Source organism: Pseudomonas sp. BLCC-B112 (genome assembly GCF_028550695.1).
Lineage (GTDB): Bacteria > Pseudomonadota > Gammaproteobacteria > Pseudomonadales > Pseudomonadaceae > Aquipseudomonas > Aquipseudomonas danubii.
Genome location: NZ_JAQQGK010000002.1, coordinates 338,581 through 364,809, shown reverse-complemented (window position 1 = coordinate 364,809; position 26,229 = coordinate 338,581). Strand labels below are relative to the sequence as shown.

The 26,229-nt window shown below is 59.2% G+C and carries 26 protein-coding genes; 14 read left to right on the top strand and 12 right to left on the bottom strand.

Translation table 11 applies throughout. The features are described 5' to 3' along the window. Positions 1-71: 71 nt before the first annotated feature. Genes PQT43_RS07220 through PQT43_RS07210 form a run of 3 tightly spaced genes read left to right on the top strand, consistent with a single transcriptional unit; the run spans position 72 to position 867 of the window. Positions 72-299, top strand: a complete 228-nt coding sequence (locus PQT43_RS07220; protein ID WP_272753644.1) for a hypothetical protein — start codon at positions 72-74, stop codon at positions 297-299. Beyond that, on the top strand, positions 296-544 hold the full coding sequence (locus PQT43_RS07215; protein WP_272753643.1) for a hypothetical protein: 249 nt from the start codon (positions 296-298) through the stop codon (positions 542-544). The genes PQT43_RS07220 and PQT43_RS07215 overlap by 4 nt, the downstream gene beginning before the upstream one ends. Continuing rightward, complete coding sequence (locus tag PQT43_RS07210; protein WP_272753642.1) at positions 541-867, top strand: hypothetical protein; 327 nt, start codon at positions 541-543, stop codon at positions 865-867. The genes PQT43_RS07215 and PQT43_RS07210 overlap by 4 nt, the downstream gene beginning before the upstream one ends. Positions 868-965: 98 nt before the next feature. Here PQT43_RS07210 and PQT43_RS07205 read toward each other — a convergent pair whose 3' ends face one another. The 3 genes from PQT43_RS07205 to PQT43_RS07195 form a co-directional block, all read right to left on the bottom strand. Then, positions 966-1,766, bottom strand: coding sequence for a hypothetical protein (locus tag PQT43_RS07205; protein ID WP_272753641.1), 801 nt, complete (start codon positions 1,764-1,766; stop codon positions 966-968). Positions 1,767-1,866: 100 nt separating this feature from the next. Further along, a complete protein-coding gene (locus PQT43_RS07200) occupies positions 1,867-2,103 on the bottom strand; it encodes a helix-turn-helix domain-containing protein (RefSeq protein ID WP_272753640.1) in 237 nt (78 codons plus the stop codon). Positions 2,104-2,221: 118 nt separating this feature from the next. After that, a complete protein-coding gene (locus PQT43_RS07195; RefSeq protein ID WP_272753639.1) occupies positions 2,222-2,425 on the bottom strand; it encodes a helix-turn-helix domain-containing protein in 204 nt (67 codons plus the stop codon). 187 nt (positions 2,426-2,612) lie between these two features. On the opposite strand from PQT43_RS07195, the gene PQT43_RS07190 reads away from it, so the two are divergent. Then, positions 2,613-3,098, top strand: a complete 486-nt coding sequence (locus tag PQT43_RS07190) for a hypothetical protein (RefSeq protein ID WP_272753638.1) — start codon at positions 2,613-2,615, stop codon at positions 3,096-3,098. Here the strand turns inward: PQT43_RS07190 and PQT43_RS07185 are convergent. The 4 genes from PQT43_RS07185 to PQT43_RS07170 form a co-directional block, all read right to left on the bottom strand. After that, a complete protein-coding gene (locus PQT43_RS07185; protein ID WP_272753637.1) occupies positions 3,095-4,306 on the bottom strand; it encodes a site-specific integrase in 1,212 nt (403 codons plus the stop codon). The genes PQT43_RS07190 and PQT43_RS07185 overlap by 4 nt on opposite strands. A 182-nt stretch (positions 4,307-4,488) precedes the next feature. Further along, positions 4,489-5,148 carry a DUF1266 domain-containing protein gene (locus PQT43_RS07180; protein ID WP_110594752.1) on the bottom strand — a complete coding sequence of 220 codons (660 nt, stop codon included), beginning with the start codon at positions 5,146-5,148 and terminating at the stop codon, positions 4,489-4,491. A 7-nt stretch (positions 5,149-5,155) separates the two neighbouring features. Next, positions 5,156-6,397: a hypothetical protein gene (locus PQT43_RS07175; RefSeq protein WP_267268740.1), complete on the bottom strand. Its 1,242-nt coding sequence runs from the start codon at positions 6,395-6,397 to the stop codon at positions 5,156-5,158. Beyond that, complete coding sequence (locus PQT43_RS07170; protein ID WP_272753636.1) at positions 6,388-8,715, bottom strand: hypothetical protein; 2,328 nt, start codon at positions 8,713-8,715, stop codon at positions 6,388-6,390. The genes PQT43_RS07175 and PQT43_RS07170 overlap by 10 nt, the downstream gene beginning before the upstream one ends. Before the next feature lie 527 nt (positions 8,716-9,242). Here PQT43_RS07170 and PQT43_RS07165 point away from each other — a divergent pair. The 4 genes from PQT43_RS07165 to PQT43_RS07150 all read left to right on the top strand — a co-directional run bounded on the left by PQT43_RS07165 (position 9,243) and on the right by PQT43_RS07150 (position 14,563). Continuing rightward, positions 9,243-10,847 (top strand): tetratricopeptide repeat-containing response regulator, encoded by a 1,605-nt coding sequence (locus PQT43_RS07165; protein ID WP_102860699.1) that lies wholly within the window; start codon positions 9,243-9,245, stop codon positions 10,845-10,847. After that, complete coding sequence (locus PQT43_RS07160; RefSeq protein ID WP_267268739.1) at positions 10,844-11,533, top strand: sensor histidine kinase; 690 nt, start codon at positions 10,844-10,846, stop codon at positions 11,531-11,533. The genes PQT43_RS07165 and PQT43_RS07160 overlap by 4 nt, the downstream gene beginning before the upstream one ends. A 344-nt stretch (positions 11,534-11,877) precedes the next feature. Next, entirely contained in the window at positions 11,878-13,119 is a 1,242-nt protein-coding gene (locus PQT43_RS07155) for a glutamine synthetase family protein (protein WP_180988437.1), read from the top strand. Positions 13,120-13,192: 73 nt separating this feature from the next. Further along, positions 13,193-14,563, top strand: a complete 1,371-nt coding sequence (locus tag PQT43_RS07150) for an MFS transporter (protein ID WP_110594742.1) — start codon at positions 13,193-13,195, stop codon at positions 14,561-14,563. A 57-nt stretch (positions 14,564-14,620) separates the two neighbouring features. Here PQT43_RS07150 and PQT43_RS07145 read toward each other — a convergent pair whose 3' ends face one another. The 4 genes from PQT43_RS07145 to flgA all read right to left on the bottom strand — a co-directional run bounded on the left by PQT43_RS07145 (position 14,621) and on the right by flgA (position 17,210). Then, entirely contained in the window at positions 14,621-15,367 is a 747-nt protein-coding gene (locus PQT43_RS07145) for a flagellar brake protein (protein ID WP_102860703.1), read from the bottom strand. 96 nt (positions 15,368-15,463) lie between these two features. Next, positions 15,464-15,931, bottom strand: a complete 468-nt coding sequence (locus tag PQT43_RS07140) for a flagella synthesis protein FlgN (RefSeq protein ID WP_102860704.1) — start codon at positions 15,929-15,931, stop codon at positions 15,464-15,466. A gap of 48 nt (positions 15,932-15,979) precedes the next feature. Next, positions 15,980-16,297: a flagellar biosynthesis anti-sigma factor FlgM gene (gene flgM / locus PQT43_RS07135; protein WP_102880583.1), complete on the bottom strand. Its 318-nt coding sequence runs from the start codon at positions 16,295-16,297 to the stop codon at positions 15,980-15,982. 151 nt (positions 16,298-16,448) lie between these two features. After that, positions 16,449-17,210: a flagellar basal body P-ring formation chaperone FlgA gene (flgA, locus tag PQT43_RS07130; RefSeq protein ID WP_110651462.1), complete on the bottom strand. Its 762-nt coding sequence runs from the start codon at positions 17,208-17,210 to the stop codon at positions 16,449-16,451. Between the two features lie 75 nt (positions 17,211-17,285). Between flgA and PQT43_RS07125 the strand changes: the two genes are divergently transcribed. From PQT43_RS07125 to flgE, 6 genes are all read left to right on the top strand, one after another. Then, positions 17,286-18,218 carry a chemotaxis protein CheV gene (locus tag PQT43_RS07125; protein WP_102860707.1) on the top strand — a complete coding sequence of 311 codons (933 nt, stop codon included), beginning with the start codon at positions 17,286-17,288 and terminating at the stop codon, positions 18,216-18,218. 44 nt (positions 18,219-18,262) lie between these two features. Further along, positions 18,263-19,090, top strand: a complete 828-nt coding sequence (cheR, locus tag PQT43_RS07120; protein WP_011062744.1) for a protein-glutamate O-methyltransferase CheR — start codon at positions 18,263-18,265, stop codon at positions 19,088-19,090. Positions 19,091-19,343: 253 nt separating this feature from the next. After that, complete coding sequence (flgB, locus tag PQT43_RS07115) at positions 19,344-19,751, top strand: flagellar basal body rod protein FlgB (protein WP_102860708.1); 408 nt, start codon at positions 19,344-19,346, stop codon at positions 19,749-19,751. Between the two features lie 3 nt (positions 19,752-19,754). Then, complete coding sequence (gene flgC / locus PQT43_RS07110) at positions 19,755-20,198, top strand: flagellar basal body rod protein FlgC (RefSeq protein WP_102860709.1); 444 nt, start codon at positions 19,755-19,757, stop codon at positions 20,196-20,198. Positions 20,199-20,213: 15 nt separating this feature from the next. After that, a complete protein-coding gene (gene flgD / locus PQT43_RS07105; protein ID WP_102860710.1) occupies positions 20,214-20,945 on the top strand; it encodes a flagellar hook assembly protein FlgD in 732 nt (243 codons plus the stop codon). A gap of 29 nt (positions 20,946-20,974) precedes the next feature. Further along, complete coding sequence (flgE, locus tag PQT43_RS07100; RefSeq protein ID WP_253084691.1) at positions 20,975-22,318, top strand: flagellar hook protein FlgE; 1,344 nt, start codon at positions 20,975-20,977, stop codon at positions 22,316-22,318. A gap of 336 nt (positions 22,319-22,654) precedes the next feature. On the opposite strand, the gene PQT43_RS07095 is transcribed toward flgE, so the two are convergent. Continuing rightward, positions 22,655-25,549, bottom strand: coding sequence for a ribonucleoside-diphosphate reductase subunit alpha (locus tag PQT43_RS07095; RefSeq protein WP_102860712.1), 2,895 nt, complete (start codon positions 25,547-25,549; stop codon positions 22,655-22,657). Positions 25,550-26,229 lie beyond the last annotated feature (680 nt).

Here is a 26,229-nt window from a genome sequence, read left to right as displayed (position 1 = left end):
TAGAAGAGGTGCCAAGCCGCTGCGCTAACAGCGGCTTGGCGATTACACGACGACTCTTGAAGGAACACGTCATGCAACTGAATCAAAATACCAGCAACACCCCGAAAGACCAAGGAAAGGCCCTCCAGGGCGGTCTGAGCAGAGAACTGAGCTCGGAGTACTGCGTATGCATGCTCAAGGTCGCAATGCGCTCCAATGACGACCAGGAGCTCTCCGAGTTGATAGGCGCCGATGAGGCTCAGGTCAGCACCGTGGCTCGCCAGTGTTTCAATCCCGGCCTGGAAGGGGGTGTGCAATGAAACTGCAGACCCACGCCAATGTGGCCAGCGACGCTATCGACTTGATCCACTCAACCCGCGAGCACGTGACCTGGCTTACTGCACTGCTCAATGCCGTACGTGCGGACGTCATCCACGGTAAGGGGCACAACGTGCAGGCCCTGACCGGCCTCGGGCAGTACATCGGAGACGACTGGGCCAATTACCTCGACTGCCAGACCGCAGAGCTGCAAGAGAAGCTTGACTCGTTGGAGGTAGACCAATGAGCCCGGCGATCCAGACCCGAGAGGACATGAGCTTCACCAGGCGGGACGATCAGGGGCGCCTTATCAATTGGCCGCGGAACAACCCCGGCGCGGCTGAGGACTGGCGAAAGGGGGCTGCCTTCTTTGACTGCGAGGTTTGCGAGCTGGCGGGGCATGATGAAACTGAGGCATTTGACGCCATCCGGTTCGCGCTACTCGGTATGGGCGGCTGGTATACGAATCTTGAGGTCGGATTCGTTGATCGTGTTGCACGAGCCGCGGTGACGGGGCTGCGAGGTCTACGGGGCGGTACCGAGCAGTTCGAGCCCGCAGATCGGGACTGACAAACTACGAAACCTTCGCAGTATCAAGGGCACTACCCCGAAACAGGGTGGTGCCCTTTTTCATTGGCGGGCGGTTGGTGCCATCTCGGCAAAGTAGATCAGGTGGAGCTGTACGCCTCCAACCACTCATCAACACTCTGATCCTGGGGTGGCTTAGGGGTAGGTAAATCAGTTATGAAGGCTGTCTTGTTATCGTCCCTTCTTGTTAACTTGTTTTCGTAGTTTGAAACACACGTAGTTCGAATCGGCTGTAACCCGCGCAGTGCATGGGTTTGCGCTGTTTCCTTGTGCCCTGACGTTGTGCCCTCCTTGTGCCCTAGTTGTGCCTCAGTTGTGCCCAAGTTGTGCCCTAGAATTGCTAGGCGCGCTTGGTCTGCGGTGATGGTCACAGGTTGGAGCGACTGCACATTAAGCCGGTCCTTTCTCACCTCGCCAGCCAGCAAGATGCTGGACAGCTTTCCCATGCACTTGTGGAACCGCTGCATCCGCTCAGGCAGTGGTAGACCAGTGCCCTGCCAGAACTTGCAAAACTGGCTTCGCTTGCCGACACGGAACTCACCGGCTGGAAGAGGTGCGCCAGCTTTGCCTCCTACCGTTGTGCGTTTGCGGGTCAGGTCCACATTGAAAATGGCGTAGGCAGTTTCGCCAGTCAGTACCGATGTGAAGCGAAGGGTCACACCGGCCGATTTGTGCTCTCCGTACCGGCCCGTGCTATAGCCTTCATACCTGAATGCATCGACTCCAATTGCCGCCAGTACCGATCGGCAAATCTCCAGTGCTTTTTGATCCATCCACTCAGGCGGTACGGGCTTGCCGCTCGCCGGTTGAATGGCGAGCTGCCCAAGCTCGATGCTAACCGTGTCGCCGCGGCTAAGTAGTTTTGTGGCTAGGCATTCCACTGAATCGACCTCAGCGTAATCCGGCTGGGTAACCAAACCAGTAGTTCACAGGCAGGCGCGGGGGTGTCCTCAAAATTGAGGACACCCCCGCTTTTCTGGTTTACGACGCTTCGCGCATGAGGATGTACTTGGCGACGCGGTGAGGCGGGCGGCCAGGCTCAGTGGACTGATGCGTCCAGTAGGTTCGGATCTCGTGCCCCTTTTTCCTGAGGCGGCGGATGGTGTTAGGCGGCTGGACGATATCCAGCTCCTTGGCGGCTTCGATGGTCGATATCGGCCCGTTTCGCAGGGCCTCCATCATTTTGCGATCTTGCTCAGTTGAAGAATGGCGTGTCATAGTTTGCCCTTCACGTTGGTGCTATCCAGTGTGTTTTCGCTAAGGCGGTGCTCCAACACCGCCTTAGCAATCTTCTGCGCAGCCCTGCGTAATTTCTGCCCCTTTTTCTTTCCGTCCTTCACCGTACGCCGGCCTTTGCTGCGCGCTCGATGAATGCCTTCAGTTCGGATGCCAGTGCCAAGCGTCGCCGGCCGATCTTGAAAGTCTTGATTTCGCCCTGAGCGATCAGCTCGTAGGTGGCAGACCGTGATATGCCCAGAATTCGGGCAGACTCTTCGACACTTACCGATAGCGGTGCGATTTGTTGCTGAGCTTGTTCCATGGTTATCTCCCTAAATTCCGACGCCGAAGCAGATGTCGGATATTGCTAGGTTACAACGCAAAATTCTATTCATGCAAGCAATTGCTAAACGGTCTCGTATTCGCACGGATTGACACTGGTTTGCGTGTCTAGCAAGCTGTGCCCATTAGGTCAGTTAAACTGACCTTCAAAGAGCATGTGGATTGGTATGGCGACGAAGACAAGTAAGCGGACTGGCGAGACGAGTACGACCGTTAGTGTCGGTATCAGAATTGACCCGAAGATAAAATTCGCTCTCGACATAATGGGAAGGGTACAGAAGCGATCATTGACGGCGGTTATCGAATGGGCGATCGCTCAGGCGATGAACCAAGCTCATGGGGACTTTGATGGGAAAAGTCTTGCCAGCGTGATTGATAAAGTCTGGTCGACCGATGAGTCTGTGCGCCTGGTCAACCTTGCTGTCTATCTGCCGGAAGCGCTCACGTACGATGAGCTTCGTATCTGGGAGACCATTAAGGCTAGTGGTTACTTTTGGCGGCACTATCCGGATATGACTTTCTCCACTGACCCGGATAGGTTGGAAATGGTTCTCGTAACAGATAATTGGGACAAGCTCTTAGATCATGTGAATCTGCACAAATCTAGCCCGACCATTGTTCCTATCACTGACAACGAGTTGATTTCCTTCTAGATCAACTCTACCGCTGCGGCTTTCGTCCCAGGCGCCAAGTGGGCATACCGCAGAGTCATCTTGATGTCGGCGTGCCCCAGCAGATCCCGCACCGTGTTGAGCGGTACGCCGGCCATTACCAGGCGTGACGCGAAGTCGTGGCGCATATCGTGCCAGCGAAACCCCTCGATTTTGGCTCTCTCCAGTAGCTTGAGCCAGGCGCTTTTGACGTCTTCTAGGCGGCCGCCTTCCTGACTCGGAAACACGTAGCGAGATTTGTCGGCCTGCTTCTTCCAGCCTTCCAGCACAGCGACCGTTTCCTTGTTCATCGGGATATGTCGTGTGTCGCTGGTTTTGGTGGTGGCGCCTGCGACGGTGATCGTCTTCGTTTGGAAGTTCACCGCTGACCATTTGAGGTCGAACAGTTCGCCGCGTCTCATGCCGGTATTTAGTGACACCAGAACCAAGGGCTTTAGGTGGTCGGTGAAAGGGATGTGCAGCAAGCTCGGCATCAACTCCTTGCCGCGGTCAGCTCGCCATTTGTTCGCACTCTCACGCTCAGCCCGTGCTTCGTCTTGGCGGGCGTCCAGTGCTTCCCGTAGGCGCTTTGTCTCATCGCTGTCCAGATAGCGGACCAATCCCATCGAATCGACCTTGAGGGCTTTGAGTCGATCCATCGGGTGGGCGTCGATGTACTCCCATTCAACGGCTCTGCTGAAGACGCCACTGATGGAGCCCATTTTGCGATTGACCGTCGACGGCTTGTTGCCCGACTGCATCCATCCTGTACGGATCTGGTCCAGGTCGCGGCCGGTGATTGCGTCGAGGCGCTGTGACATGATCGCTTCGAAGTTGCAGCTCAGGGTGTGCTGGGTCTTCTCGTGGCCTTTGTGGTGCGTCTTGAACCACGGCATATAGGTGTCTTCGATGAACTCACGTAGCGAGGGTAGGGCGGTTCCCCTGCGCTTTTGGGTAACGGCAAGCGGTTCGCCAAGCGCTCGAGCCTCTGCTAGATACTGAGTAGCCTCGGTCCTGGCTTGGTCTAGGGTGAGAATGCCAACTCGCCCCAATGTCTTCTTGCGGCCGCGGGCCCAGGACACGACATACGATTTCGCGCCGGCCGCAGTCACCCGAACGAATAGGCCCGTGACGGTGGTGTCGTGAACCTCATATTCGCTGCCAGTGACCTGCAGCGAGGTAAGCAGTTTTGCCGTTAGCTTCTCTTTCAATTTGTTCCCATGGGTGCATGGTGGGTGCAAAAAGAACTATACGGCGTCGTTTTTACGGACACAACCGGACGCGAAGCCCAATAAACACTGGGTTTGGCCAAGCGGACTGGCGGCTCTAATGACCCTCCTAAGGGGAAGGTTGGCAGTTCGAACCTGCCCTGGGACACCATCCCTTCGCGGTCTCAATCCGCTACAGGCAACAACGCCGGCAGCCCCTGCCAGGCAACCCCAGCCCAGATGCCGCTACCGGGCATCAGCAGTCGGTTCAGGCTTGTTTCATTGAACACCTCACCCAGAGAGTCGGCCCTGAACGCTGCGATCCATTGGCTGCGCCCGAGCATGAAGGCTCTGCCGAAGTCCTCCCAGTCGCTGAAGCAATCCTGAGCGCGTTGGGCATTGAGGAGCATGATCCGCCATCCGCTCTCGGTGTCGATCCAGCCCATCAACATTGCGCAGCGGACAAAGAAGGCGCTGCGCACGCAGGCGAAGGCCATTGCTGCTCGCGGGTCGTCGCTGGCGTTCAGGCTGTGCAGGTCAACCCGGAACCACTGGCGTTCCAGGGTGCTGTTCAAGTGTTCGCGGACTTCGTCGTCCGTGGCGTTGCTGCGAAAGCCGATCTGGTGCAGCAGCGGGGCCCTGAGGGAGGCTTTCGCCTGATCCATGAAATGAGTTGTCTCGGGATCGAAGAAGCCGGTCATCCCTGTGGCATCCACCATGGGTTGGGCCAGGCTCAGTGCCCAGCGTTTGCGCGGCGTGAACACCACCAGAGAGGTGGGCGACTGGCGGCGAAAGTAGCGCCATACCAGCCAGGCGCCGAAGGCTACGGCAATTATCGTCATCATGTGCGTTTCACCGGTTCCTGGCCTGCCAGGCCACGATTTCCTCGGCCTGGGGCGCAGACATGTCCGTCCAGGGCACGCCTTCGGTCCGATACAGCGGGTCGTCGGGGTGGCATTGTGGCCGGGGGCTTTTCTTGAAGATATGGCGGGTGGCGTACTTGACCGATGGCGCCTGGGGGGCAACCTCTAGCAGCAAGTCGGACTGACGGGCCGCCACCAGCCATTCGACCATGGCCGATGGTGCGTCCAGTCGGTAGAACAGTTGCGGGTAGCGAGCCACCAGGCGGGTCTGGGCTTGCGCGTCGCTGACTTCCTCGATACGCAACCAGCCGGCATCGGTGCGGACGATGCCGATGGCAATGCAGTCGGCTGGCGTCTGCAGGTCGGTGCCCAGGGTGTTGAGGAGGCGCAGCAGGTCCTGGAAGTAGCGCTCGATGGGCGGGCGGTTCTGCTTGCCTTTGACTTGCTCCACGGTCAGTGCGCCGTCGTCCTGGATGATCAGGCTGACGGTGATGTGGGGCTGGCCCTGGGCATCACGCAGACTGAACACGCGCATGCCCTGTTGCTCCACGGCTTCGGCATAGCGTTCACCGTAGCCGCCGGTCAAGGCCCGGCGGTTGGCGAATTGCCCCAGACAGTGACGCATCACATAGCTTTCGAAGGCCATTTCAGCCCGTAGCATCGGGCTTTCCGGGCGCAGTTCGACCCAGGTGTGTTCGGCGCAGGAGACCGTCACATTGAGGGCGTCGGGAGAGCTCTGGCGCCAGCCCTGATCGACCCGTGCGGCCATCTGTGCGTGCTCTTTTTCCCATAGCGCCAGGGCCTGCGGGCAAGTGATGCGCTCCAGTTTGCCCTCCAGTGCCGTGCCTTTGCGCGAGGTCAGGAACTCCACCAGTTGCAGTTCCTGCTGCAACAGCAATGGCTCCTGCGGGTCGACCCATACCAGCGTCGCCACGGCCTTTGCGGCGTCTTCGGGCTGTGCCTTGGCAGCGCTGTCGAAGTACCCGCTCACCCAGGCCGGCGGCGTATCGGTACCCAGCGCTGCACAGGCGTCCTCCAGGGTCTGGATGCGCCGTGCGGGTTCGAAGTTGCCCACCAGGTGTCGATAGAAGTGATTCAGCAACCAACCCTGTACCGCGTCCTCGTCTCCGCGCCCTTGGCTGCGCTGAGTGATGCCGCGTTTGAGTTCATCGGCATTCAGCAGGTTGCGCGGGGCGTAGCTGGGGCTGCGCTTGTCGGCGCTTACTTCCATATCTGCCACCAGTTTTTCTTGGCGGTCGGTTGAGTCGGGGCTTGCAGCTCGCTCAGGATTTCTTCGATCCGGGCGCGGCACCTGATGTCGTAGTCATCGTCCGGGGCGCACAGGGCCAGGGTTCGTGCACAGTAGTCAATGGCTTCGGCGGTGCGGCCGCGGGCCTTGAGGAAGTCCACCGAGCTGGACATGACCGAGACTTCGTTCAAGGACAGCACTGCTGGCTCGTAACGTTGCCAGAGGCTGTCGGCGTTGTCGGGATGGGCATGGGCCAGGTAGCGCGCGACCTGAATCCGGGCGAACAGTGCGGAGCTGTCCAATTGCTGATCGCTGACGCCTTGCTCTTCCTGCCACTTGAGCAAGCGTTCAAGCCAGATGAGGATTTCATTGTCGCGATCGAGCTTGTACAGGGCGTACGCCACCGAGGCGACGTACTCATTCGGGTCGTGGCGGCTATAGCCGAACTCCGCCGAGTAATGCCAAAGCTGTTCTGCGGCATCGATGATGCCAGGTAGATCTTCCAGGCAGATACGCGCACTGAGCAGGCCGTTGTAGTGCTCGGCGAACGGGCTGGCGGCGATGCCGCGCGCGTGCAACTCGATGGCGTCTTCGTAGCGGATCTGGTTGTAGTAGCGATAGTTGATCGCCAGGTTGTTGCAGAGCATGGAGTACAGGTGCGCGCAGGCATCGTAGGGATGTCCGCTGCCGCTGGCGAAATAGCGCTCCATGTGGGCCTGGCCCTGCTCGTAGGCGTCTTTCTGCGCTTCGCGCAGCAACGAATAGGCTTGGTCTCGGGCGTCTCTGGGCAACTTGTCGGCTTCGGTCTCTGCCAGATCTTCGATGCTCAGTGCGTAGTTGTAGGCGTATTTGCCGCAGGACAGCACCGGCTTCGGTGCTTTCAGTGCTTCGATCACTCCCAGACTGTTGACCCGAGCGGCAAACAGCGAGAACGCACTGCGATTGTCCTGCATGCGACCTGCCTGGATGGCGTTCTGCAGCAGGCTGGCTTCGGTGGCCGCGTCGATCAGGCCGCGCTCTGCGTCATGCACCGCGGTCAGGCGGGTGATCCAGGGCTGCTCGGGGGCACGCCGCAGGGCTTCGGCGCGGGCTTGGGCAAACAGGGAGTCGCGTGTCTCCAGATCTTCCATGGCCTGGTACAGGGCGGCCAGGAGTGGGGTGGTATCGGGCTCGCTGGTTTCGATGTTCGGCAGCGCTTCGAGAAAACTCTGCAGTGCTTCTTCGGTGATACAGGCGCGCATCACGCAGATCGGCCACCAGGCACTGTGCTCTTGGGGATCTTGCAGGCGGTCGAGAACCAGGCGGGCGGTGGCCGGCCAGAGCTCGGTTTGCCTGTCATAAACGTCGATGAAGGCTCGAAACCCCGCTTCGTCGATACGCCCGGCTTCCATCAGCCAAGGCAGTTCGTACTCGATGAAATTGTTGCCGCCGTCAGAGTCCAGGCTTAGGGCTGCGGCATTGCAGACTTTCAACGCTCCGGCCAGATCACCCTGGGCGTGCAGGGCGCGGGCGGCCAGGCGTGCGGTGCGCACTTCCCATTCGCGACGCTGGGGCAGCGAGCGGCCAGCAGTCAGCTGGGCGATGGGTTGTTCGAACAGCGCCAGGCGTAACGGGATGATCTCGATCAGGGAGTTGCCCAGCCACAGCCAGTCGCCTTCATCGATGTCCTGGTCGGGGCCGGCAGTGCGTAAGGCGTTGACGGCTTCCAACGCGGCGCTCCGGGCTTCTTCGTCGCGGTCGTGGAAGGCCAGGACGCGGGCGCGGCGTTGATACTGGTCGGCGGCGTCCCAGGCACGCAGCGCCGCACGGGCAGGATTGCTCAAGGTCAGGGCGTAGCGCACTTCGATGGTTTTCAGCGCAACTTCGAGGCGACCCTGTTCCAGCTCGTCGAAGATTCGGTAGCGACGATAGTGCTCGACATTGAAGTCCAGGGTTTGCGTGGCCATCTGGTTGAGCTGTTCGAGCACCTCAAGCAAGGTTGCGTCGTCGTCCAGATAACTGGCGATGCGCAAACGCAGGATGGCCAGGTTCATCATCAACTCAGCACGGGCAGGCTCATGCACGGCTTGCAGCAGGGTATGGCCATCCTCTGCGATAACGGCGCGGGCCGCGGCTGAATCACCGGCCTGCATCCATAGCGTGTGCAGGCGGTCGATCGAGGCCAGGGAGTCGGCCCGCAGCGGCTGTGCTTGCAACTGGGCCAGCAGGGTATCGGTTTCCTGGTCCTGCTGTTGCGCCTCAAGGCGGTCCATGAACTGTTCCAGTTCAATCCCGGTTATCGCACTGCTGTCATGCGCCATCGTTAACTCCATTTGATAATGACCTGCGCATCCCTTGATGCACTGCCTGGCAGACCGGCATTTGCTCGTCGATGATACCGCCGTCGGGCGTCATGCCGATCCTTCGACACCCGGATTGCAAGCCTGTGGGACTTGCGACTGATGGAACCTTTGCCGGCTGGCCGATCCTGCATGCAGGACCAGCATTGCGGAGCAAAAACGATCGAGGCTTTGAGGCGCTGCACGCTATCAGGTGATGTTTCAGAATCCAAGGTTTGAGCACGCCGCCTAAGTGTTTTTCAGCGAAGGGCCAGGACTTTTTTCATCAGGCGGCAAATGCTGTCTGGCCTCTATAAGGGAATGGCGAATCCGGCCGATACCTTCAGTGGACAATTGTGTTCCCAAGTGGCGATCTGCATCACAGGTCGACTTGAAAGTGCTTGATAGCCCGTGGCCAGCAGCTATTATTTGCGCGCCAAAAACAGGCTGCGAAGCCGGGCGGGTCCTGCTGTCCCTGGATTGATCTTCTTACTTGCCTGGAATCTTCGATGCTGGCGTACCACCAAAAGAGCTTTTTGATCGTCGATGATTTCTCGGACTTCCGCAGTTCGGTGCGTTCGATGTTGCGTGAGCTGGGCGTCAAGGACGTGGACACCGCCGACACTGGCGAACAGGCCCTGCGCATGTGCGCGCAGAAGCGCTATGACTTCATCCTCCAGGACTATCATCTGGGCGACGGCAAGAAAAACGGCCAGCAGGTGCTGGAAGACCTGATGCTGGAAAAGCTCATCAGTCATGAGAGCGTGTTCCTCATGGTCACTGCCGAGAGCAGTCAGGCCATGGTACTCAGTGCTCTGGAGCACGAGCCCGATGCCTATCTGACCAAGCCCTTCAACCGTTCCGGTCTGGCCCAGCGCCTGGAGCGGCTGCAGCAGCGCAAGACCCTGCTCAAGCCGATTCTTCAAGCCCTTGATCGGGGCAAGCCGGTGGAAGTGCTCAACGCCTGCATCGCCCTGTGCAAGCAGGACCCGCGTTACGCGCCGTTGTGCCTGCGCTATCGGGCGGATGCCCTGCGCGACATGCATCAGAACGAGCCTTTGGAGCGCCTGTATAACAGTATTCTCGCGGATCGGCCTTTGCCCTGGGCCTACGTCGGCCTGGGGCGCCTGCTGTTCAAGCGCGGGCAGGTCGGCGAAGCCAAGGCCGTCTATGAAAAGGCCCTCAAGGCTTTCCCGATGATGCCCGGGCTCTACGACGGACTGGCGGATGTGCTGGTGGCCGAAGGTGACACCAAGCGTGCCCAGCATGTGCTGGAAGAGGCAGTGCGCCTGTCACCGCTGGCGGTGCGTCGTCAGGCGCTGCTGGGCAAGCTGGCCATGGCCAACGAAGACTTCGACAGCGCTTCCAGGGCTTATCGGCAGGCTGTATCTCAGGGCGCGCAGTCGCGCTTCAAGGACCCGGAAAGCAATCTTGGCCTGGCCCATGCCTTGATCAGCAAGGGCAGTGAAAAGGGCCTGGACACCCGCACCCGCCTGGAGATCAACCAGACCCTGAGTGCCGTGGCCAAGGAAAACCCCACCGACCCCGGACTGCAGATTCGTGCGCGCTTGATGAAGGCCACCAGCCTGCTGCTCAATGATGCGGAAACCGCAGAGAAGCTCACCGAGCAGGCGTTGATGCGCCTGGACGGCATGGAGCAGTTCATGAGTCCCGAAGCGGCATTGCTGGTGGCCAAGCAGCTGCAGATGTTGGGGCAGGCCAGTGCCGGTGCGTCGATGTTGAAAAACTGTGCGGAAATCTACGGCGACGATCCGAAGGTCATGCAGAACATCGCCAAGCTCACCGATGATCCGACTATTCTCAGTTCGTCCAATGCGGCGGCCGACATCAACCGCCAGGGGGTGCGCAGCTACAAGGCGGGTAATCTGAGCGAGGCTCGGGAGCTGTTCCGCAAGGCTTTGGCCATGCAGCCGAAGAACATCAGTATTGCCCTGAACATGGCGCAGTCGCTGTTGCACGGCACAGACCCCAAGACAGACGCGGCGCTCCTGGAAGAATGCCAGGCGTGCCTGAAAATGGTGGGCATGATGCCCGATACCGATGCGCGTTATGCGCGCTACCAGAAGCTGCGAAGCAAGGCGTTTGGCGAATGAACGAAGAGCAACAGGCGCTCGATTTCTCCACGGTGATTGCCTCCACCGTCCATGACATGAAAAATTCCCTGGCCATGCTGATGCAGGCCCATGCCCAGTGGCAGGCCCGTCAGCCCGAGCCGCAACTGGCGCCGGAACAGGGGGTGATCGATTACCACTTCGCTCACCTCAACGGCATGCTGGTGCAGCTCTTGGGGCTGTACAAGCTGGGGGTCAACCAGTTGCCGCTGCAACCGGCTTACCACGAGTTGGATGATTTCATCGAAGCCCAACTGGTGAGCCATCAGGATGTGTTCAAGAGTCGTGGAATCTCTGCCACCTATGAGGTCGATCCCTTGAGTCCCCTGGGCTTCTTCGATCGAGAGCTGATTGCTTCGGTGTTGGCCAACTGCATCAACAATGCGCTGCGTTATGCCCGCCATGCGCTGTTGATCACGGTCAGTGATGAAGAGGGGCAGGTGGTGCTGTCCATCAACGATGACGGCGACGGCTATCCGCAAGCGATGATCGAGCGTCAGGCCGATTATGTGCAGGGCATCAATCAGAGCAGCGGCAGCACCGGGCTGGGGCTGTATTTCGCCGGGCGCATTGCCGAGTTGCATCAGCGCAATGGCGTATGCGGACACACCCGCATCAGCAACGGCGGTCCATTAGGCGGCGGGCTGTTCAAGCTGTACTTGCCTTGAGTGTCTGATCGGCGTGCTCGCAGAAGGCTGCGGCGGCCAGGTGTTATCAGGCTGGCCGTGCCCTATCAGGGGCTATTCCCTTCTTCTTTTTCAGAGTCGGTGCTGGCCGTGACGTGTGGGTTGCTCACCGGGAGTTCGCGCCTTCCCGGGATTTTATTCTTGCCTGCTTGAAATCCTGAACGGGTGATGCGTATTTTGTACGGGTCGCCGTTCGCGGCTCGTATAACAACAAGGATTGAGTCATGACAACCGATGGCCACAGTTCACTCGCCGAGCGATTGACGGGCATTGATGAGATTGAATGCGTCACTGCGGATCTCAATGGCGTGCCGCGGGGCAAGGTGATGACAGCCGAGGGCTTCCTCGAAGGGCGGCGTTTGCAGATGGCTCGCGGGGTGCTGCTGCAATGCATCATGGGCGGGTATCCGCCGGCACGGTTTTACGGCAGCGACGACGGCGACCTGGCGCTCAATGCCGACCCTCGGCAGATTCATCGTCTGCCCTGGAGCCAGACGCCGCGGGCGCTGGCCATTTGTGACGCGGATGAGCTCAGTGGCGAAAGTTCGCGACTCTCCACCCGCGGTCAACTCAAGCAGGTGATCGCACGCTATGCGGCCCTGGGGCTGGCGCCGGTGGTGGCTACGGAACTGGAGTTTTTCGTGTTCGCCGCCAATGACGATCCGGCACAGGCTTTTCGGCCACCGGTAGGCCTGGACGGTCGACGAGAGGAGGGCTACTCGGCATTCAGTGTCAGCTCCAATAACGGCCTGCGGCCGTTCTTCAAGGAAGTCTACGAGTGCATGGCGGCCCTGGGCCTGCCTCGCGATACCTTCATGCATGAAATGGGTGTCAGCCAGTTCGAGATCAATCTGCTGCACGGCGATCCGCTGTTGCTGGCAGACCAGACCTTCCTGTTCAAGCACCTGCTCAAGGAAGTGGCCCTCAAGCACGGACTGATCGTGGTTTGCATGGCCAAACCTCTGGCGCATACACCGGGCAGTTCGATGCATATTCACCAGAGCCTGGTGGAGATCGGCAGCGGGCGTAATGTCTTCAGTGACGATGCCGGGCAGCCGACGGCGATGTTCCGCCATTTCATCGGCGGGCTGCAGGCCGGGCTGGCGGACTTCACCGCTTTGTTCGCGCCCAACGTGAACTCCTATCAGCGCTTGTGCCATCCTTACGCGTCGCCGAACAATGCCTGCTGGTCCCATGACAATCGGGCTGCGGGGCTGCGTATTCCGGCCAGTTCGCCAGTGGCGCGACGGGTAGAGAATCGCCTGCCGGGCGCGGACGCCAATCCGTACCTGGCGATTGCCGCGAGCCTGGCAGCGGGCTTGCACGGGATCGAGAATGAGCTGGAACCCACGGCGGCGATCCAGGGCGAGTTCGAGGTTCCGGACAATCTGTCGCTGCCTTGTACCTTGCATGCGGCGCTGGAGCGTCTGAAGCGTAGTCAGTTGGCAAGGGAACTGTTCGGCACTGAGTTCATCGAAGGCTACATCGCTTCGAAGACCATGGAGTTGACCAGCTTCTTTGATGAAATCACTCCCTGGGAGCGGCGTGTGCTAGCGGCCCAGGCATAACCGAACCGTCGCTGGTCGGGCCCTGATTTGCCAAGGGTCCGACACCTCATTCAAGGAGCCGCTCGGAACGCCGATGCGCCAAATCTGGAAATCCTTTCGAGCGCTTTATTTCGCCTCGCTGATGATGTTGATCGGCTCGGGTCTGCTCAGCACTTATCTGGCTCTTCGCCTGGCCGCCGACCATGTCGATGGCCTGTGGGTGGGTGCCTTGATGGCGGCCAACTATTTCGGCCTGGTATTGGGGGGCAAGCTGGGGCACCGGTTGATTGCCCGGGTCGGGCATATCCGCGCCTACGCTACCTGTGCCGGGATCGTCGGGGCGGCGGTGCTCGGGCACGGATTGGTGGACTGGCTGCCGGCCTGGCTGGTGCTGCGGATGATCGTCGGCCTGGGGATGATGTGCCAGTACATGGTCATCGAAAGCTGGCTCAACGAGCAGGCCGACGCCAATCAGCGCGGGCTGGTGTTCAGCGGCTACATGATTGCCTCTTACCTGGGGCTGGTTCTGGGTCAGTTGATTCTGGTCATGCATCCCGCTTTGGGGCTGGAACTGTTGATGCTGGTGGCCCTGTGCTTTGCCCTGTGCCTGGTGCCGGTGGCCATGACCCGGCGTATTCACCCGGCGCCTCTGCATCCGGCGCCGATGGAGCCGCGCTTCTTTATCAAGCGAGTTCCCCAGTCCCTGAGTACCGTGCTGGGATCGGGGTTGATCGTGGGTTCCTTCTATGGCCTTGCGCCGCTCTATGCGTCGCAGCAGGGCTTGAGTACCGAGCAGGTCGGTCTGTTCATGGGGAGCTGCATTTTTGCCGGTCTGGTGGTGCAGTGGCCATTGGGCTGGTTGTCCGATCGCTATGATCGGGCGTTGTTGATTCGCTGCTTCGCGCTGTTCCTGGCGGTGGTCGCCCTGCCTCTGGCGATCCTGCCGTCGGTCCCCCTGGAGATGCTGTTTGTCCTCGGGTTCCTTTGTTCCCTGGTGCAGTTCTGTCTCTATCCGTTGGCGGTGGCTTTCTCCAATGACCACGTGGAAAGTGATCGTCGGGTGTCGCTGACGGCGATGCTGCTGGTGACCTATGGCGTGGGGGCGAGCATCGGTCCGTTGGCGGCTGGGGTGCTGATGAAGTTGTTCGGCAGTCAGATGCTGTATGCCTTCTTCAGCTTCTTTGCCCTGGTCCTGGTCTGGAGGATCCGGCCGAAGGCGGTGACCAATCTGCATCAGGTGGATGATGCGCCGTTGCATCACGTCGCCATGCCGGACAGCATGTCCAGCTCACCTCTGGTGGCGGCCCTCGATCCACGAGTGGATGAGCAGGTGGTGCAGGATCAGATGCAGACCGCGCCCGCGCCGGACGCCGCGCCTGCCGCGGAGCCTGAGACGCCGCAAGCGTCGGATGAGGCGCCGCCCGATGAATGCGCTCGGGATCATTTAAGCGGGGCTCGGCCCTAGAAACGAAAAACGGGCAGTTGCCGCAAGGCACTGCCCGTTTTCATTGGTGCGTGGGGCTCAGAGATCGTCTTTGTCGAAGCGCCGCGCTTCACGCTGTAACTGATAGACGAAGCGCTCTACCTGACGCTGCACCAGGCCGCTCATGTTGTGAAAGCGTACGCCGGCAAAGGTGGTGTCGATACGTTCCTCGTGATGCAGGTAACGCAGTTCGACCGGGGCGGTCATGCTGCCGAAGGGCAGGGCGGCAATAAAGCGCTCGTACACCTGGCCCAGTTGCAGGCGCGAAGAGATATCGCCGTCGAAGCGCAACTTGCAGCCGGTAGCGGAAATATCCAGCAGTTTGCCGGTCAGAGGGGACTTGAGTTTTTCGCCGCTGAGTTCGATGTCGACCAGTTGCGCCAGCTTGAGTGCGGCGCGGAAGGCGTTGCGGCGCTGGTGGTAAACCACTTCGTCCGGCAGGGTGGCTCGGTAGCAGCGACCGCCATTGGACTCGTCGAGGGTCGGCAGGCCGTTGCTTTCCCAGGCGATGCGCACGCCTTCATGAAAGCCTTCAACACGAAATGGCTCGCCCGCCAGCATGAATCGCTCACCGTCGCGGGGGATCATTTCATCGAGGGCAATCATGTTGCTGTCGCGGTCCACTTCCACCAGATAGCTCTGGAAGCGCTGGCTGCGCTCATGGAAAGTGATGATCAGCGGGTCGTGGCTCTCTTGCAGCAACCGCAGGTTGGAGGAAATTTCCAACGCAGTGGTGAACACCTTGGGTGGCTGCGGAGCATCTTCCGCGTTTGAGGCGTTGAACACGGTTCATCAATCTCCAGACAAAATACAACTACACGCAGGGTCTGGCATTTTGCCAGTATGTTTCACGGCTTGATAGCGCGCGCTCATTTTTGGGGCTTAAGCCTGACTGAGTGGGCGGGGCTTCGCAAGCATAGAGGTAGAGCCGCGGGCGTCATAAAGAGCTGGGGGTTCGCCGCCGTTGAGGATTTTCAGCTGGTTGGCGGTGGTGGCCTGTTGAATCTGGATCGAGCGGCCGTTGAGTTCGTTGGTGGCCTGGCAGTCGGCGAGCAATTGGGTCAGCAGGTTGCCCTGCTCGAGCAGTTGATCGCCCAGGCTGGAGTGACTGGCCAGTTGTTCGAGGCCTGCACGATTGCTCGGCAGGTTCAGGCTGGCAAGGATCTCTGTGCGCTTACGGCCATGCTGTTCCAGCAATATGACCAGGGCCTGCTTCTGCGCCAGGATATCCTCCAGCAGCGGCATGTCGCGGCCGTGCAGGGCAATGGATTCGGCTCTGAGCAGCTCCAGCAGTTGTTGAGCTGGAGCAAGGTCGTCATTGATCAGTTGCAGTAGATTGATGTCGTGCATGGCTGGCCTTGGGGATTAAGCGTCCAAAAGCCTGGCGCAAGCCTGTGGCTAGCGCTGGGCTTCGAAGTTGAGCAGTTTGCTGGCTACACGGTTGCTGTCGACCTTATAGCTGCCATCGGCAATGGCTTGCTTCAACTCGGCCACGCGGGCCTTGTCGACAGCAGGCTGATCGCGCAGCTTGTCGGTGATTTTCTGCAACTGTTGAGCCTCATTGCTGAGGTGTACCGATTCCCCGCTTTTGCTGGTCTCGGCTGCAGTCGTCAGCGCAGCGGATTTGCCGGCATCGCCGGTTTCCTTGCTGGCGCTGGTACGCGTACTGCCTGTCAGTGAGGGGGAGCTGTTTAAACGGCTGAAGTCGATGACCATGATGAAGAAAACCTCTGGGTATTTGGACGCTTGCCATGTTTTCGGCCATACCCTGAAAAACTTTAGGCTCGATTGTCGACGAGCCAGCGCAGGTATCTGCGACCCGTTATCGGCCACAGTTTAGGGAACGAGCGAGTCGAGCGCCAGTTATCTACATGGCCACTTCCACCTGCCCCGGCGCGGTGACGCGAGCCTTGATCACGCGTTGCGAGTTCAGGTTCTTGACCCTGATCTGCTCGCTCAGGCCGCCGTTGGACAGTGCCTCCCCCGGCATCCGCACGTTCAGGGTGCCGCTACGTGCCGAAATCACTACCTGATCGCCCTTGCGTACTACTTCAGCCTGTTCCAGGTGACCCAGAGTAACAAGCTGGTCGGCGACCATTGGTCGGACAAGTTTCTGACCAATGGCCTGGTCCACGGAAGTCAGGTAGCCCTGATTGTTCAGGCTGATATCTCTCTCGCGCAATACCACGTCTTCTGGCTCGATGATCCCGGTGCGTTTGAGTGGGCGCGAAGTGGTGACCACTTCGCGAAACAGTTTGACCTGGGCTGGCACGAACACCGTCCAGGGTGAGCCTCCCTCGCAGCGGACCTTGACCGTTACCCGCCCCAGTGGCTGTGCTGGACTTTCCAGGCTCGCTGTCAATTCCTTGTCGCAAGCAGGCATGCGCATACGGGGATCCAGCTGGTTGACTTGGATTTCGTAGCGTCCTTCCGTTTGACTGGTAGCCAGGTAGTCTTCTACCGTGAATTCAAGAAACCCTTGAGTGACGCCGATAAGTAGATCAGGCAGGGTGACCGAATCAGCAACGGCAGGGCCGCCAGGGTTTAGGATACATAGCGCCGACATCCCGCAGAGCAATGCGCGGTAGGGGGATGTCAGGCGTCGGAAAAATGTCGTTTTGGCGTTCATAACAGTTAAAAAGCAAGCGCCGTGCCGTTTAGTGATGAGCGTGCGTCGGATCTTAAAGCTTTGGGGAGTCTGGGCATGGCTGGTGTAATGGATTCGGTAAACCAGCGCACGCAATTGGTTGGGCAGAATCGCCTGGAGTTGCTGCTGTTCCGTCTGGACGGTGAGCAACTCTACGGGATCAACGTATTCAAGGTTCGCGAGGTGCTGCAATGCCCCAAGTTGACCCTGATGCCCAAATCCAACCCTGTGGTGTGCGGTGTCGCGAATATTCGAGGGGCGACCATTCCGATCCTGGATCTGGCAATGGCCACAGGTTCGGGGGGGTTGCAGGATCAGAGCAATCCGTTCGTCATTATCACTGAGTACAACACCAAGACTCAGGGGTTTTTGGTGCGCTCGGTGGAGCGTATCGTCAATATGAACTGGGAAGAGATCCATCCGCCGCCCAAGGGCACGGGGCGCGATCACTACCTGACGGCGGTGACTCGGGTGGACAACCAGTTGGTCGAGATCATCGACGTTGAAAAGGTTCTGGCGGAAGTCGCCCCCACCTCCGAGTCTATTTCGGTGGGCGTGGTTGACGTCGAGACTCAGCACAAGGCTGTTTCCTTGCGGGTGTTGACCGTTGACGACTCGTCAGTGGCGCGCAAGCAGGTTACTCGCTGCCTGCAGACTGTGGGTGTCGAGGTGGTGGCGCTGAACGATGGCCGGCAGGCGCTGGACTACCTGCGCAAGCTGGTGGATGAGGGCAAGAAGCCGGAAGAGGAATTCCTCATGATGATTTCCGACATCGAGATGCCCGAAATGGACGGTTACACCCTCACGGCCGAGATACGTAGCGATCCACGCATGCAAAAGCTGCATATCATCCTGCATACTTCGTTGTCAGGGGTGTTCAATCAGGCGATGGTGAAGAAGGTCGGTGCCGATGACTTCCTTGCCAAGTTCCGTCCTGACGACCTGGCATCCCGGGTAGTAGACCGGATCAAAGCAGCAGACCACAGCTGAGGGCATCAGCCCCCGGCGAACATAAGATTTAAGAGGCGGCAGCATTGTCTACGGGTAATTTGGATTTTGAACAGTTCCGGGTCTTCCTGGAAAAAGCCTGTGGTATTTTGCTCGGGGAAAACAAGCAATATCTTGTCTCGAGCCGTCTCAACAAACTGATGGAACAGCAAGGCATCAAAACCTTGGGTGAGCTGGTTCAGCGGATTCAGACCCAGCCGCGCAGCGGATTGCGCGAGATGGTGGTGGATGCGATGACGACCAACGAAACCTTGTGGTTTCGTGACACCTATCCCTTCGAAGTATTGAAGAACAAGGTGCTTCCCGAAGCCATCAAGGCCAGCCCCAATCAGCGCTTGCGGATCTGGTCGGCGGCATGCTCGTCGGGGCAGGAGCCCTATTCCTTGTCGATGTCCATCGATGAGTTCGAGCGCAGCAACATGGGCCAGTTGAAGATGGGGGTGCAGATTGTTGCTACCGATCTGTCCGGGACCATGCTCAATAACTGCAAGACCGGCGAATACGACAGCTTGGCCATCGGCCGTGGTTTGTCGGCCGAGCGCCTGCAGCGCTACTTTGACCCTAAAGGGCCGGGGCGCTGGGTGGTCAAGGCGCCGATCAAGAGCCGGGTGGAGTTTCGCTCGTTCAACCTGCTGGACAGTTACGCCAGCCTTGGCAAGTTCGACATCGTGTTCTGTCGCAATGTGCTGATCTACTTCTCGGCTGAGGTCAAGAAGGACATCCTGATGCGCATTCACAGCACGCTGAAGCCTGGTGGTTACCTGTTCCTGGGCGCTTCCGAAGCGCTCAATGGTCTGCCGGATCATTATCAGATGGTGCAATGCAGCCCTGGAATCATCTACCAGGCGAAATGATGGGCGGTTGCAGCAATAGAAAAGGAGGCCTCAGGGCCTCCTTTTTTTGTGGGTGCCATTTTATCGGGTGGCCGGGCGAAAAGCGGCAGGTCGATTGCCGCTTTGCCGGCGTTTCGCGGAAATCCATTGCCGCTTTTCTGGCATTGCCGCCTTGCCGCTGCCGTAGAACCCTTGATTTATGGGGGGCTTTGACTTGGCACGTAGCTTGCTAGGTCAAGCTTACGAAAAATCAGGTCACCCAAAGGTTTCCGACATGAGCATCAGCTTCGATAAAGCGCTCGGTATTCACGAACAAGCTCTTGGCTTTCGCGCCAAGCGTGCCGAAGTGCTGGCCAACAACATCGCCAACGCCGACACCCCGAACTACAAGGCTCGGGATCTGGATTTCTCCGCTGTGCTCGCCGAGCAGAACGAAAAGGTCAAGAGCGGCACATTCGCGTTGAACATGACCAACACCCGGCATATCGAAGCCCAGGGCCTGAGCAGTGGCGCCGAATCGCTGCTGTATCGCACGCCGATGCAACCCTCGATCGACCAGAACACCGTTGATGCCCAGTTGGAGCAGTCGAGCTACGCACAGAACTCGGTGGACTTCCAAGCCAGCTTCACGCTGCTCAACAGCAAATTCAAAGGGCTGGTTGCAGCCCTGCGCGGAGAGTAATCCATGTCCCTTGCCAGTGTTTTCAATATTGCCGGTAGTGGCATGAGCGCTCAGACCACTCGTCTGAACACCGTCGCCAGTAACATCGCCAACGCCGAGAGCGTGTCGTCGAGCATCGACCAGACTTACCGCGCTCGTCATCCGGTGTTTGCCACCATGTTCCAGGGCGCCCAGAGCGGTGGCAGCGATTCGCTGTTCCAGAACCAGGATGCTGCAGGCCAAGGTGTTCAGGTGCTGGGCGTGGTGGAAGACCAGAGCAATCTGGAAGCTCGCTACGAACCGAATCATCCGGCTGCAGATGCCAAGGGCTACGTCTTCTACCCCAATGTCAACGTGGTGGAAGAAATGGCCGACATGATTTCCGCCAGTCGCTCGTTCCAGACCAACGCTGAAATGATGAATACCGCCAAAACCATGATGCAGAAGGTCCTGACCCTGGGTCAGTGATAAGGGGCGAAGCCAATGAGCGTTACTGATACCACCAGCGGTCCGTCCCTCAAGGATGTACTGGCCAACTCGTCGAAGAAGACCGCGAACACCACCAGCGCCGATGGCCTGGCGGCAGCGACGAACAGCGCCACCGGCAAGCAGGCCCTGGGCAAGGACGCGTTCCTCAAGTTGCTGGTGACCCAGCTGAACAACCAGAACCCGCTGGATCCACAGGACAACAGTGCGTTCGTTGCCCAGTTGGCGCAGTTCTCCACCCTGGAAGGGATCACGACCCTCAATACCTCGGTGAACTCCATCACTGGCAATTACAAATCCTCTCAGGCTCTGCAGGCTTCGTCCCTGGTAGGTCGCTCGGTGATCGTCCAGTCCGGCACCACACAGGTTGACACCAGCAAGAGCATGACCGGTTCTGTGACCGTTCCGTCCAGCGTCAGCTCGGTCAAGGTGACCATCACCGACAAGGATGGCAACACCGTCAAGACCATCGACATGGGCAGCCAGAAGGCCGGCAACGCCAGTTTTGTCTGGGATGGCACCATGACCGATGGCACCAAGGCGGCGCCGGGTAACTACACCTTCAAGGCCAGCACCACCATTGATGGCAAGGGCACTGACCTGATCACCTACCTGCCGGCGACGGTCAACAGCGTCACCATCAGCCAGACCGGCGGAGAGTTGATGCTGAACCTGGCAGGGATGAGCAGCCCGATTGCCCTGTCCAAAGTACAAACCATTGGTATCTAGAGCCGACTAACCGGCACAAGGAGTGGAATATGTCTTTCAATATCGGCCTTAGCGGTCTCTACGCTGCCAACAAACAGCTGGACGTCACCGGTAACAACATCGCCAACGTCGCAACCACCGGTTTCAAGTCTTCCCGCGCCGAATTCTCCGACGTCTACTCGGCCACCAAGCTGGGCAGCGGTACTCAGGTGATTGGTAACGGCGTACGCCTGTCCAACGTTTCTCAGCAGTTCACTAACGGTGATATCAACAACACCGGCAACGTGCTGGACATGGGCATTCAGGGGCAGGGCTTCTTCGTGCTCAGCACCAATGGCTCGCTGACCTATACCCGTGCCGGTACCTTCAAGACCGACAAGGAAGGCTTCATCACCAACAGTGATGGCACTGCGCGCCTGCAAGGTTATGCCGTAGACGCCAACGGCAAGATCATCAACGGTGTACTGACCGACCTGCGGATCGATACCTCGAACCTGGCGCCCAAGCCAACCGACTCGATCTCCTCGACGATCAACCTGAACTCCGATTCGACTCCGATCGATGTGGCCTCGACCGCTCCGGCCTATGTGTTCAATCCGGCCGACAACACCACCTACACCAAGTCGTTCAGTACCCCGGTGTATGACTCTCAGGGCAACAAGCACGTCATGGATCAGTACATGATCAAGACGCCGAACCCTAATGAGTGGCAAACCTACACGCTGATTGATGGTCGCAACCCGGACGGTACTGCATTCAGCATGGCCAACCAGTCGCCGATCACCATGACGTTCGATTCGTCGGGCAAGCTCAGCACCATTACCCCGCCAGCTGCGCCAGGGACTACGCCGTACACCATAGCCGGCAACAAAATTGTCATGTCGGCTGCCGCCTGGACTCCGGGTACCGTCACCAATGGCGTATTCGCCCCTAACGGTGCCAAGCCTGCGGCGAATGGCGTCAGCATCGATATGACCAAAACCGGTTCGGTGTTCGGCGAAAGCACCCGCTCGGTCATCGCGCAGAACGGCTACTCCACCGGTCAGATCAGCAGCCTGACCATCGATGGCACTGGTGTGATGCTGGCCAACTTCAGCAACGAGCAGACCAAGGCGATCGGTCAGATTTCTCTGGCCAGCTTCACCAACGAGCAAGGTCTGCAGCCGGTAGGCGGCACTCAGTGGAAAGAGACCTACTCGTCCGGTATTCCAGGTTATGACGCACCGAAGACTGGCACCCTGGGAGCGATCCAATCCAACTCCCTGGAAGAGTCCAACGTCAACCTGACCAACGAGTTGGTGAACCTGATCAAGGCGCAGAGCAACTATCAGGCGAACGCCAAGACCATCTCCACTCAGAGCACCATCATGCAGACCATCATCCAGATGACCTGATACCGGTTCGCTTGAGCGCTACACAAAAAGCCCCTCGATGAGGGGCTTTTTCATGCCTGTTTGCTGCCATCCGGTTCCTTTATTGGTGTTGGGTTCGTAGGCGTGCGCTGGTGGGGGGCTTTGCAGGCGTGCAAGCTTGTATCGCAGGTGGCTGGCTTGTTGTCGGGGCTGGCTTGCCAGTGAAGGCGTCCTCGAGGCTTGCGCACGCTTGGATGGTGAGGCTTGTTCATTGCTAAGCCGGCTTCTACAGCTTTGTTGCGGGCAAAAGAAAACCCCCGATAAGCCGCAGGCCTATCGGGGGTTGGCGCAGGCGCCATGGGCGCCTGTCAGCTCAGCTTATTGGCAAGCTTCGCAATCTGGCTCGTCGATGGCGCAAGCCTTCGGCACTGGAGCAGGGCCGGCAGGCGCTGCCAGGACCGAGTCGTCACCGTGGTTGCCGCCGCTGGAGACAGCGTTCAGCTTGCCGGTGTTGATGGTCGACTTCTCGGTGCTGGTAGCGGCCAGGGCGCGGAGGTAGTAAGTGGTTTTCAGGCCACGGTACCAAGCCATGCGGTAGGTCACGTCCAGCTTCTTGCCCGAGGCGCCGGCGATGTACAGGTTCAGCGACTGAGCCTGGTCGATCCACTTCTGGCGACGGCTGGCAGCGTCGACGATCCACTTGGTTTCCACTTCGAAGGCGGTCGCGTAGAGCTCTTTGAGTTCTTGCGGGATGCGCTCGATCTGTTGCACCGAACCGTCGTAGTACTTCAGGTCGTTGATCATCACCGAGTCCCACAGACCGCGAGCCTTGAGGTCGCGAACCAGGTACGGGTTGATCACGGTGAATTCGCCCGACAGGTTCGATTTCACGTAGAGGTTCTGGTAGGTCGGTTCGATCGACTGCGATACGCCGGTGATGTTGGCGATGGTCGCGGTCGGTGCGATGGCCATGATGTTGGAGTTACGAATGCCTTTCTGTACACGGGCACGAACCGGTGCCCAGTCCAGGGTTTCGTTGAGGTCCACATCGATGTACTTCTGGCCGCGAGCCTCGATCAGGATCTGTTGCGAGTCCAGCGGCAGGATGCCTTTGGACCACAGCGAGCCCTGGAACGTCTCGTAGGCGCCGCGCTCGTCGGCCAGGTCGCAGGAAGCCTGGATCGCGTAGTAGCTGACCGCTTCCATGGACTTGTCGGCGAACTCGACCGCAGCGTCGGAACCGTAGGCGATGTGCTGCAGGTACAAAGCGTCCTGGAAGCCCATGATGCCCAGGCCCACTGGACGGTGCTTGAAGTTGGAGTTCTTCGCTTGCGGCACCGAGTAGTAGTTGATGTCGATCACGTTATCGAGCATGCGCACGGCGGTGTTCACGGTGCGTTCCAGCTTGGCGGTGTCCAGCTTGCCGTTGACGATGTGGTTCGGCAGGTTGATCGAGCCCAGGTTGCAGACGGCGATCTCGTCCTTGTTAGTGTTCAGGGTGATCTCGGTGCACAGGTTCGAGCTGTGGACCACGCCCACGTGCTGCTGCGGGCTGCGCAGGTTGCACGGGTCTTTGAAAGTCAGCCATGGGTGGCCGGTTTCAAACAGCATGGAGAGCATCTTGCGCCACAGGTCTTTGGCCTGGATGGTCTTGAACAGCTTGATCTTGCCAGGGTACTCGGTCAGGGCTTCGTAGTACTCGTAGCGCTCTTCGAAGGCCTTGCCGGTCAGGTCGTGCAGGTCCGGTACTTCGGACGGCGAGAACAGGGTCCACTTGCCGTCATCGAAGACGCGCTTCATGAACAGGTCCGGGATCCAGTTGGCGGTGTTCATGTCGTGGGTACGACGACGATCATCACCGGTGTTTTTACGCAGCTCGATGAACTCTTCGATGTCCATGTGCCAGGTTTCCAGGTAGGCACAGACAGCGCCCTTGCGCTTGCCACCCTGGTTCACGGCTACTGCGGTGTCGTTGACCACTTTCAGGAAGGGGACGACGCCCTGGGACTTGCCGTTGGTGCCCTTGATGTAGGAACCCAGTGCACGTACCGGAGTCCAGTCGTTGCCCAGGCCGCCGGCGAATTTCGACAGCATGGCGTTGTCGTGGATGGCGCCGTAGATGCCCGACAGGTCGTCCGGGACGGTGGTCAGGTAGCAGCTCGACAGCTGTGGACGCAGGGTACCGGCGTTGAACAGGGTCGGGGTCGAGGCCATGTAGTCGAAGGACGACAGCAGGTTGTAGAACTCGATGGCACGGTCTTCGCGTTGCTTCTCTTCGATTGCCAGGCCCATGGCCACGCGCATGAAGAAGATCTGCGGCAGTTCGAAACGCACGCCATCCTTGTGGATGAAGTAACGGTCGTACAGGGTTTGCAGGCCCAGGTAGGTGAACTGCTGGTCGCGCTCGTGGTTGATCGCCTTGCCGAGTTTCTCCAGGTCGAACTCAGCCAGCACCGGGTTCAGCAATTCGAACTCGATACCCTTGGCGACGTAGGCCGGCAGTGCCTTGGCGTACAGGTCGGCCATTTCGTGATGGGTGGCGCTCTCGGCGACCTCGAGGAAACCCAGGCCTTCGGCGCGCAGGGTGTCCATCAGCAGGCGGGCGGTGACGAACGAGTAGTTCGGCTCGCGCTCGACCAGGGTGCGGGCGGTCATCACCAGGGCGGTGTTGACGTCTTTCAGGGCCACGCCGTCGTAGAGGTTCTTCAGGGTTTCGCGCTGGATCAGGTCGCCATCGACTTCTTCCAGGCCTTCGCAGGCTTCGCTGACGATGGTGTTCAGGCGGCCCATGTCCAGAGGAGCGAAGCTGCCATCGGCGCGGGTGATGCGGATCGAAGGGTGGGCTTGTACCGTCTCTTCGCCGCTGGAGCGAGTGGCACGTTCCTTGGCGCGGGAGTCACGGTAGATCACGTAGTCGCGGGCAACTTTCTGCTCGCCGGCGCGCATCAGGGCCAGTTCGACCTGGTCCTGGATCTCTTCGATGTGGATGGTGCCGCCCGAAGGCATGCGACGCTTGAAGGTCGCGGTGACCTGTTCGGTCAGGCGCGCCACGGTGTCGTGGATTCGCGACGAGGCAGCGGCAGTGCCGCCTTCAACTGCGAGGAACGCTTTGGTGATAGCGACGGTGATCTTGTCATCGGTGTAAGCAACGACAGTGCCGTTTCGCTTGATCACGCGCAATTGGCCAGGGGCGGTAGCAGACAGATCCAGGTTGGAATCGGCGGCCTGCGGCGCATTGGCCTGCGGGTTCTCGCGAGTTGTGTCGGTTTGCATGGGTGTCTCCACGTTCTCTATGTTTGTTTGGGCACCATTGAGGTGCCCACCGTTCCGTCCTGAAGCACTACAGCCGGCAGAGGCCGGGCATAACGACTTCGGGACAGTTCAGGAAGGGGGCTATTGGCGCCGCTTCCATGCCGAAGTCATGGTGTCGAGCCTGGGCTCGGCACCTTATTCCTGGTGGGTGACAGTCTTGTTGCTGCAACACCCGTACCGCTTTCTCCTGGACAGGGTGGAAAACGATGCCATCCGCACGCGCGGTCTTGGTCTTCTGAAACAGCGATTGGTTCCACCAAACGGGGCAAGAAAAGGGCTTGAGTTTCTTGTCTGAAGTGTGTTTGGTTTTTTGGGTAAAACCCTAGATATAGGTGTTTTTGGCCGGCGGGCTACAAGATAATGCGTTTTGGGGGCTGATTGCAACGTGCTGCCTGTGGATAAGGTTGTGCGTAAATTGTGTATGGGCTGGGTAAAACTCGCGCAGGCCGCAGTCCTAGTGCATGGAACCATTTGTCACTGTTTTTTACCGCCTGAAATTGCCTTGGGCGGATTTTTGCGGGCGCGAACCCTATCACAAAAAATCCCCCTGACCGAGTCGTTTTAGTCGCTTGTATGTGGGCCGATCCCGGTTGCTACAATCCGTCGCGGTCCATGAGTTGCTGGCGACGTTTTCCATGGCC

Bases quoted from the DNA above. Each gene is read 5' to 3' on its own strand.
- PQT43_RS07180 (WP_110594752.1), bottom strand. From the start codon at position 5,148: ATGATGACGATAATTGCCGTAGCCTTCGGCGCCTGGCTGGTATGGCGC.
- PQT43_RS07195 (WP_272753639.1), bottom strand. From the start codon at position 2,425: ATGGAACAAGCTCAGCAACAAATCGCACCGCTATCGGTAAGTGTCGAA.
- flgB (WP_102860708.1), top strand. From the start codon at position 19,344: ATGAGCATCAGCTTCGATAAAGCGCTCGGTATTCACGAACAAGCTCTT.
- PQT43_RS07140 (WP_102860704.1), bottom strand. From the start codon at position 15,931: ATGCACGACATCAATCTACTGCAACTGATCAATGACGACCTTGCTCCA.
- PQT43_RS07215 (WP_272753643.1), top strand. From the start codon at position 296: ATGAAACTGCAGACCCACGCCAATGTGGCCAGCGACGCTATCGACTTG.
- PQT43_RS07210 (WP_272753642.1), top strand. From the start codon at position 541: ATGAGCCCGGCGATCCAGACCCGAGAGGACATGAGCTTCACCAGGCGG.
- flgA (WP_110651462.1), bottom strand. From the start codon at position 17,210: ATGAACGCCAAAACGACATTTTTCCGACGCCTGACATCCCCCTACCGC.
- PQT43_RS07125 (WP_102860707.1), top strand. From the start codon at position 17,286: ATGGCTGGTGTAATGGATTCGGTAAACCAGCGCACGCAATTGGTTGGG.
- PQT43_RS07160 (WP_267268739.1), top strand. From the start codon at position 10,844: ATGAACGAAGAGCAACAGGCGCTCGATTTCTCCACGGTGATTGCCTCC.
- PQT43_RS07175 (WP_267268740.1), bottom strand. From the start codon at position 6,397: ATGGAAGTAAGCGCCGACAAGCGCAGCCCCAGCTACGCCCCGCGCAAC.
- flgM (WP_102880583.1), bottom strand. From the start codon at position 16,297: ATGGTCATCGACTTCAGCCGTTTAAACAGCTCCCCCTCACTGACAGGC.
- PQT43_RS07170 (WP_272753636.1), bottom strand. From the start codon at position 8,715: ATGGCGCATGACAGCAGTGCGATAACCGGGATTGAACTGGAACAGTTC.
- PQT43_RS07095 (WP_102860712.1), bottom strand. From the start codon at position 25,549: ATGCAAACCGACACAACTCGCGAGAACCCGCAGGCCAATGCGCCGCAG.
- flgE (WP_253084691.1), top strand. From the start codon at position 20,975: ATGTCTTTCAATATCGGCCTTAGCGGTCTCTACGCTGCCAACAAACAG.
- PQT43_RS07220 (WP_272753644.1), top strand. From the start codon at position 72: ATGCAACTGAATCAAAATACCAGCAACACCCCGAAAGACCAAGGAAAG.
- flgC (WP_102860709.1), top strand. From the start codon at position 19,755: ATGTCCCTTGCCAGTGTTTTCAATATTGCCGGTAGTGGCATGAGCGCT.
- PQT43_RS07200 (WP_272753640.1), bottom strand. From the start codon at position 2,103: ATGACACGCCATTCTTCAACTGAGCAAGATCGCAAAATGATGGAGGCC.
- flgD (WP_102860710.1), top strand. From the start codon at position 20,214: ATGAGCGTTACTGATACCACCAGCGGTCCGTCCCTCAAGGATGTACTG.
- PQT43_RS07150 (WP_110594742.1), top strand. From the start codon at position 13,193: ATGCGCCAAATCTGGAAATCCTTTCGAGCGCTTTATTTCGCCTCGCTG.
- PQT43_RS07155 (WP_180988437.1), top strand. From the start codon at position 11,878: ATGACAGCCGAGGGCTTCCTCGAAGGGCGGCGTTTGCAGATGGCTCGC.
- PQT43_RS07190 (WP_272753638.1), top strand. From the start codon at position 2,613: ATGGCGACGAAGACAAGTAAGCGGACTGGCGAGACGAGTACGACCGTT.
- PQT43_RS07165 (WP_102860699.1), top strand. From the start codon at position 9,243: ATGCTGGCGTACCACCAAAAGAGCTTTTTGATCGTCGATGATTTCTCG.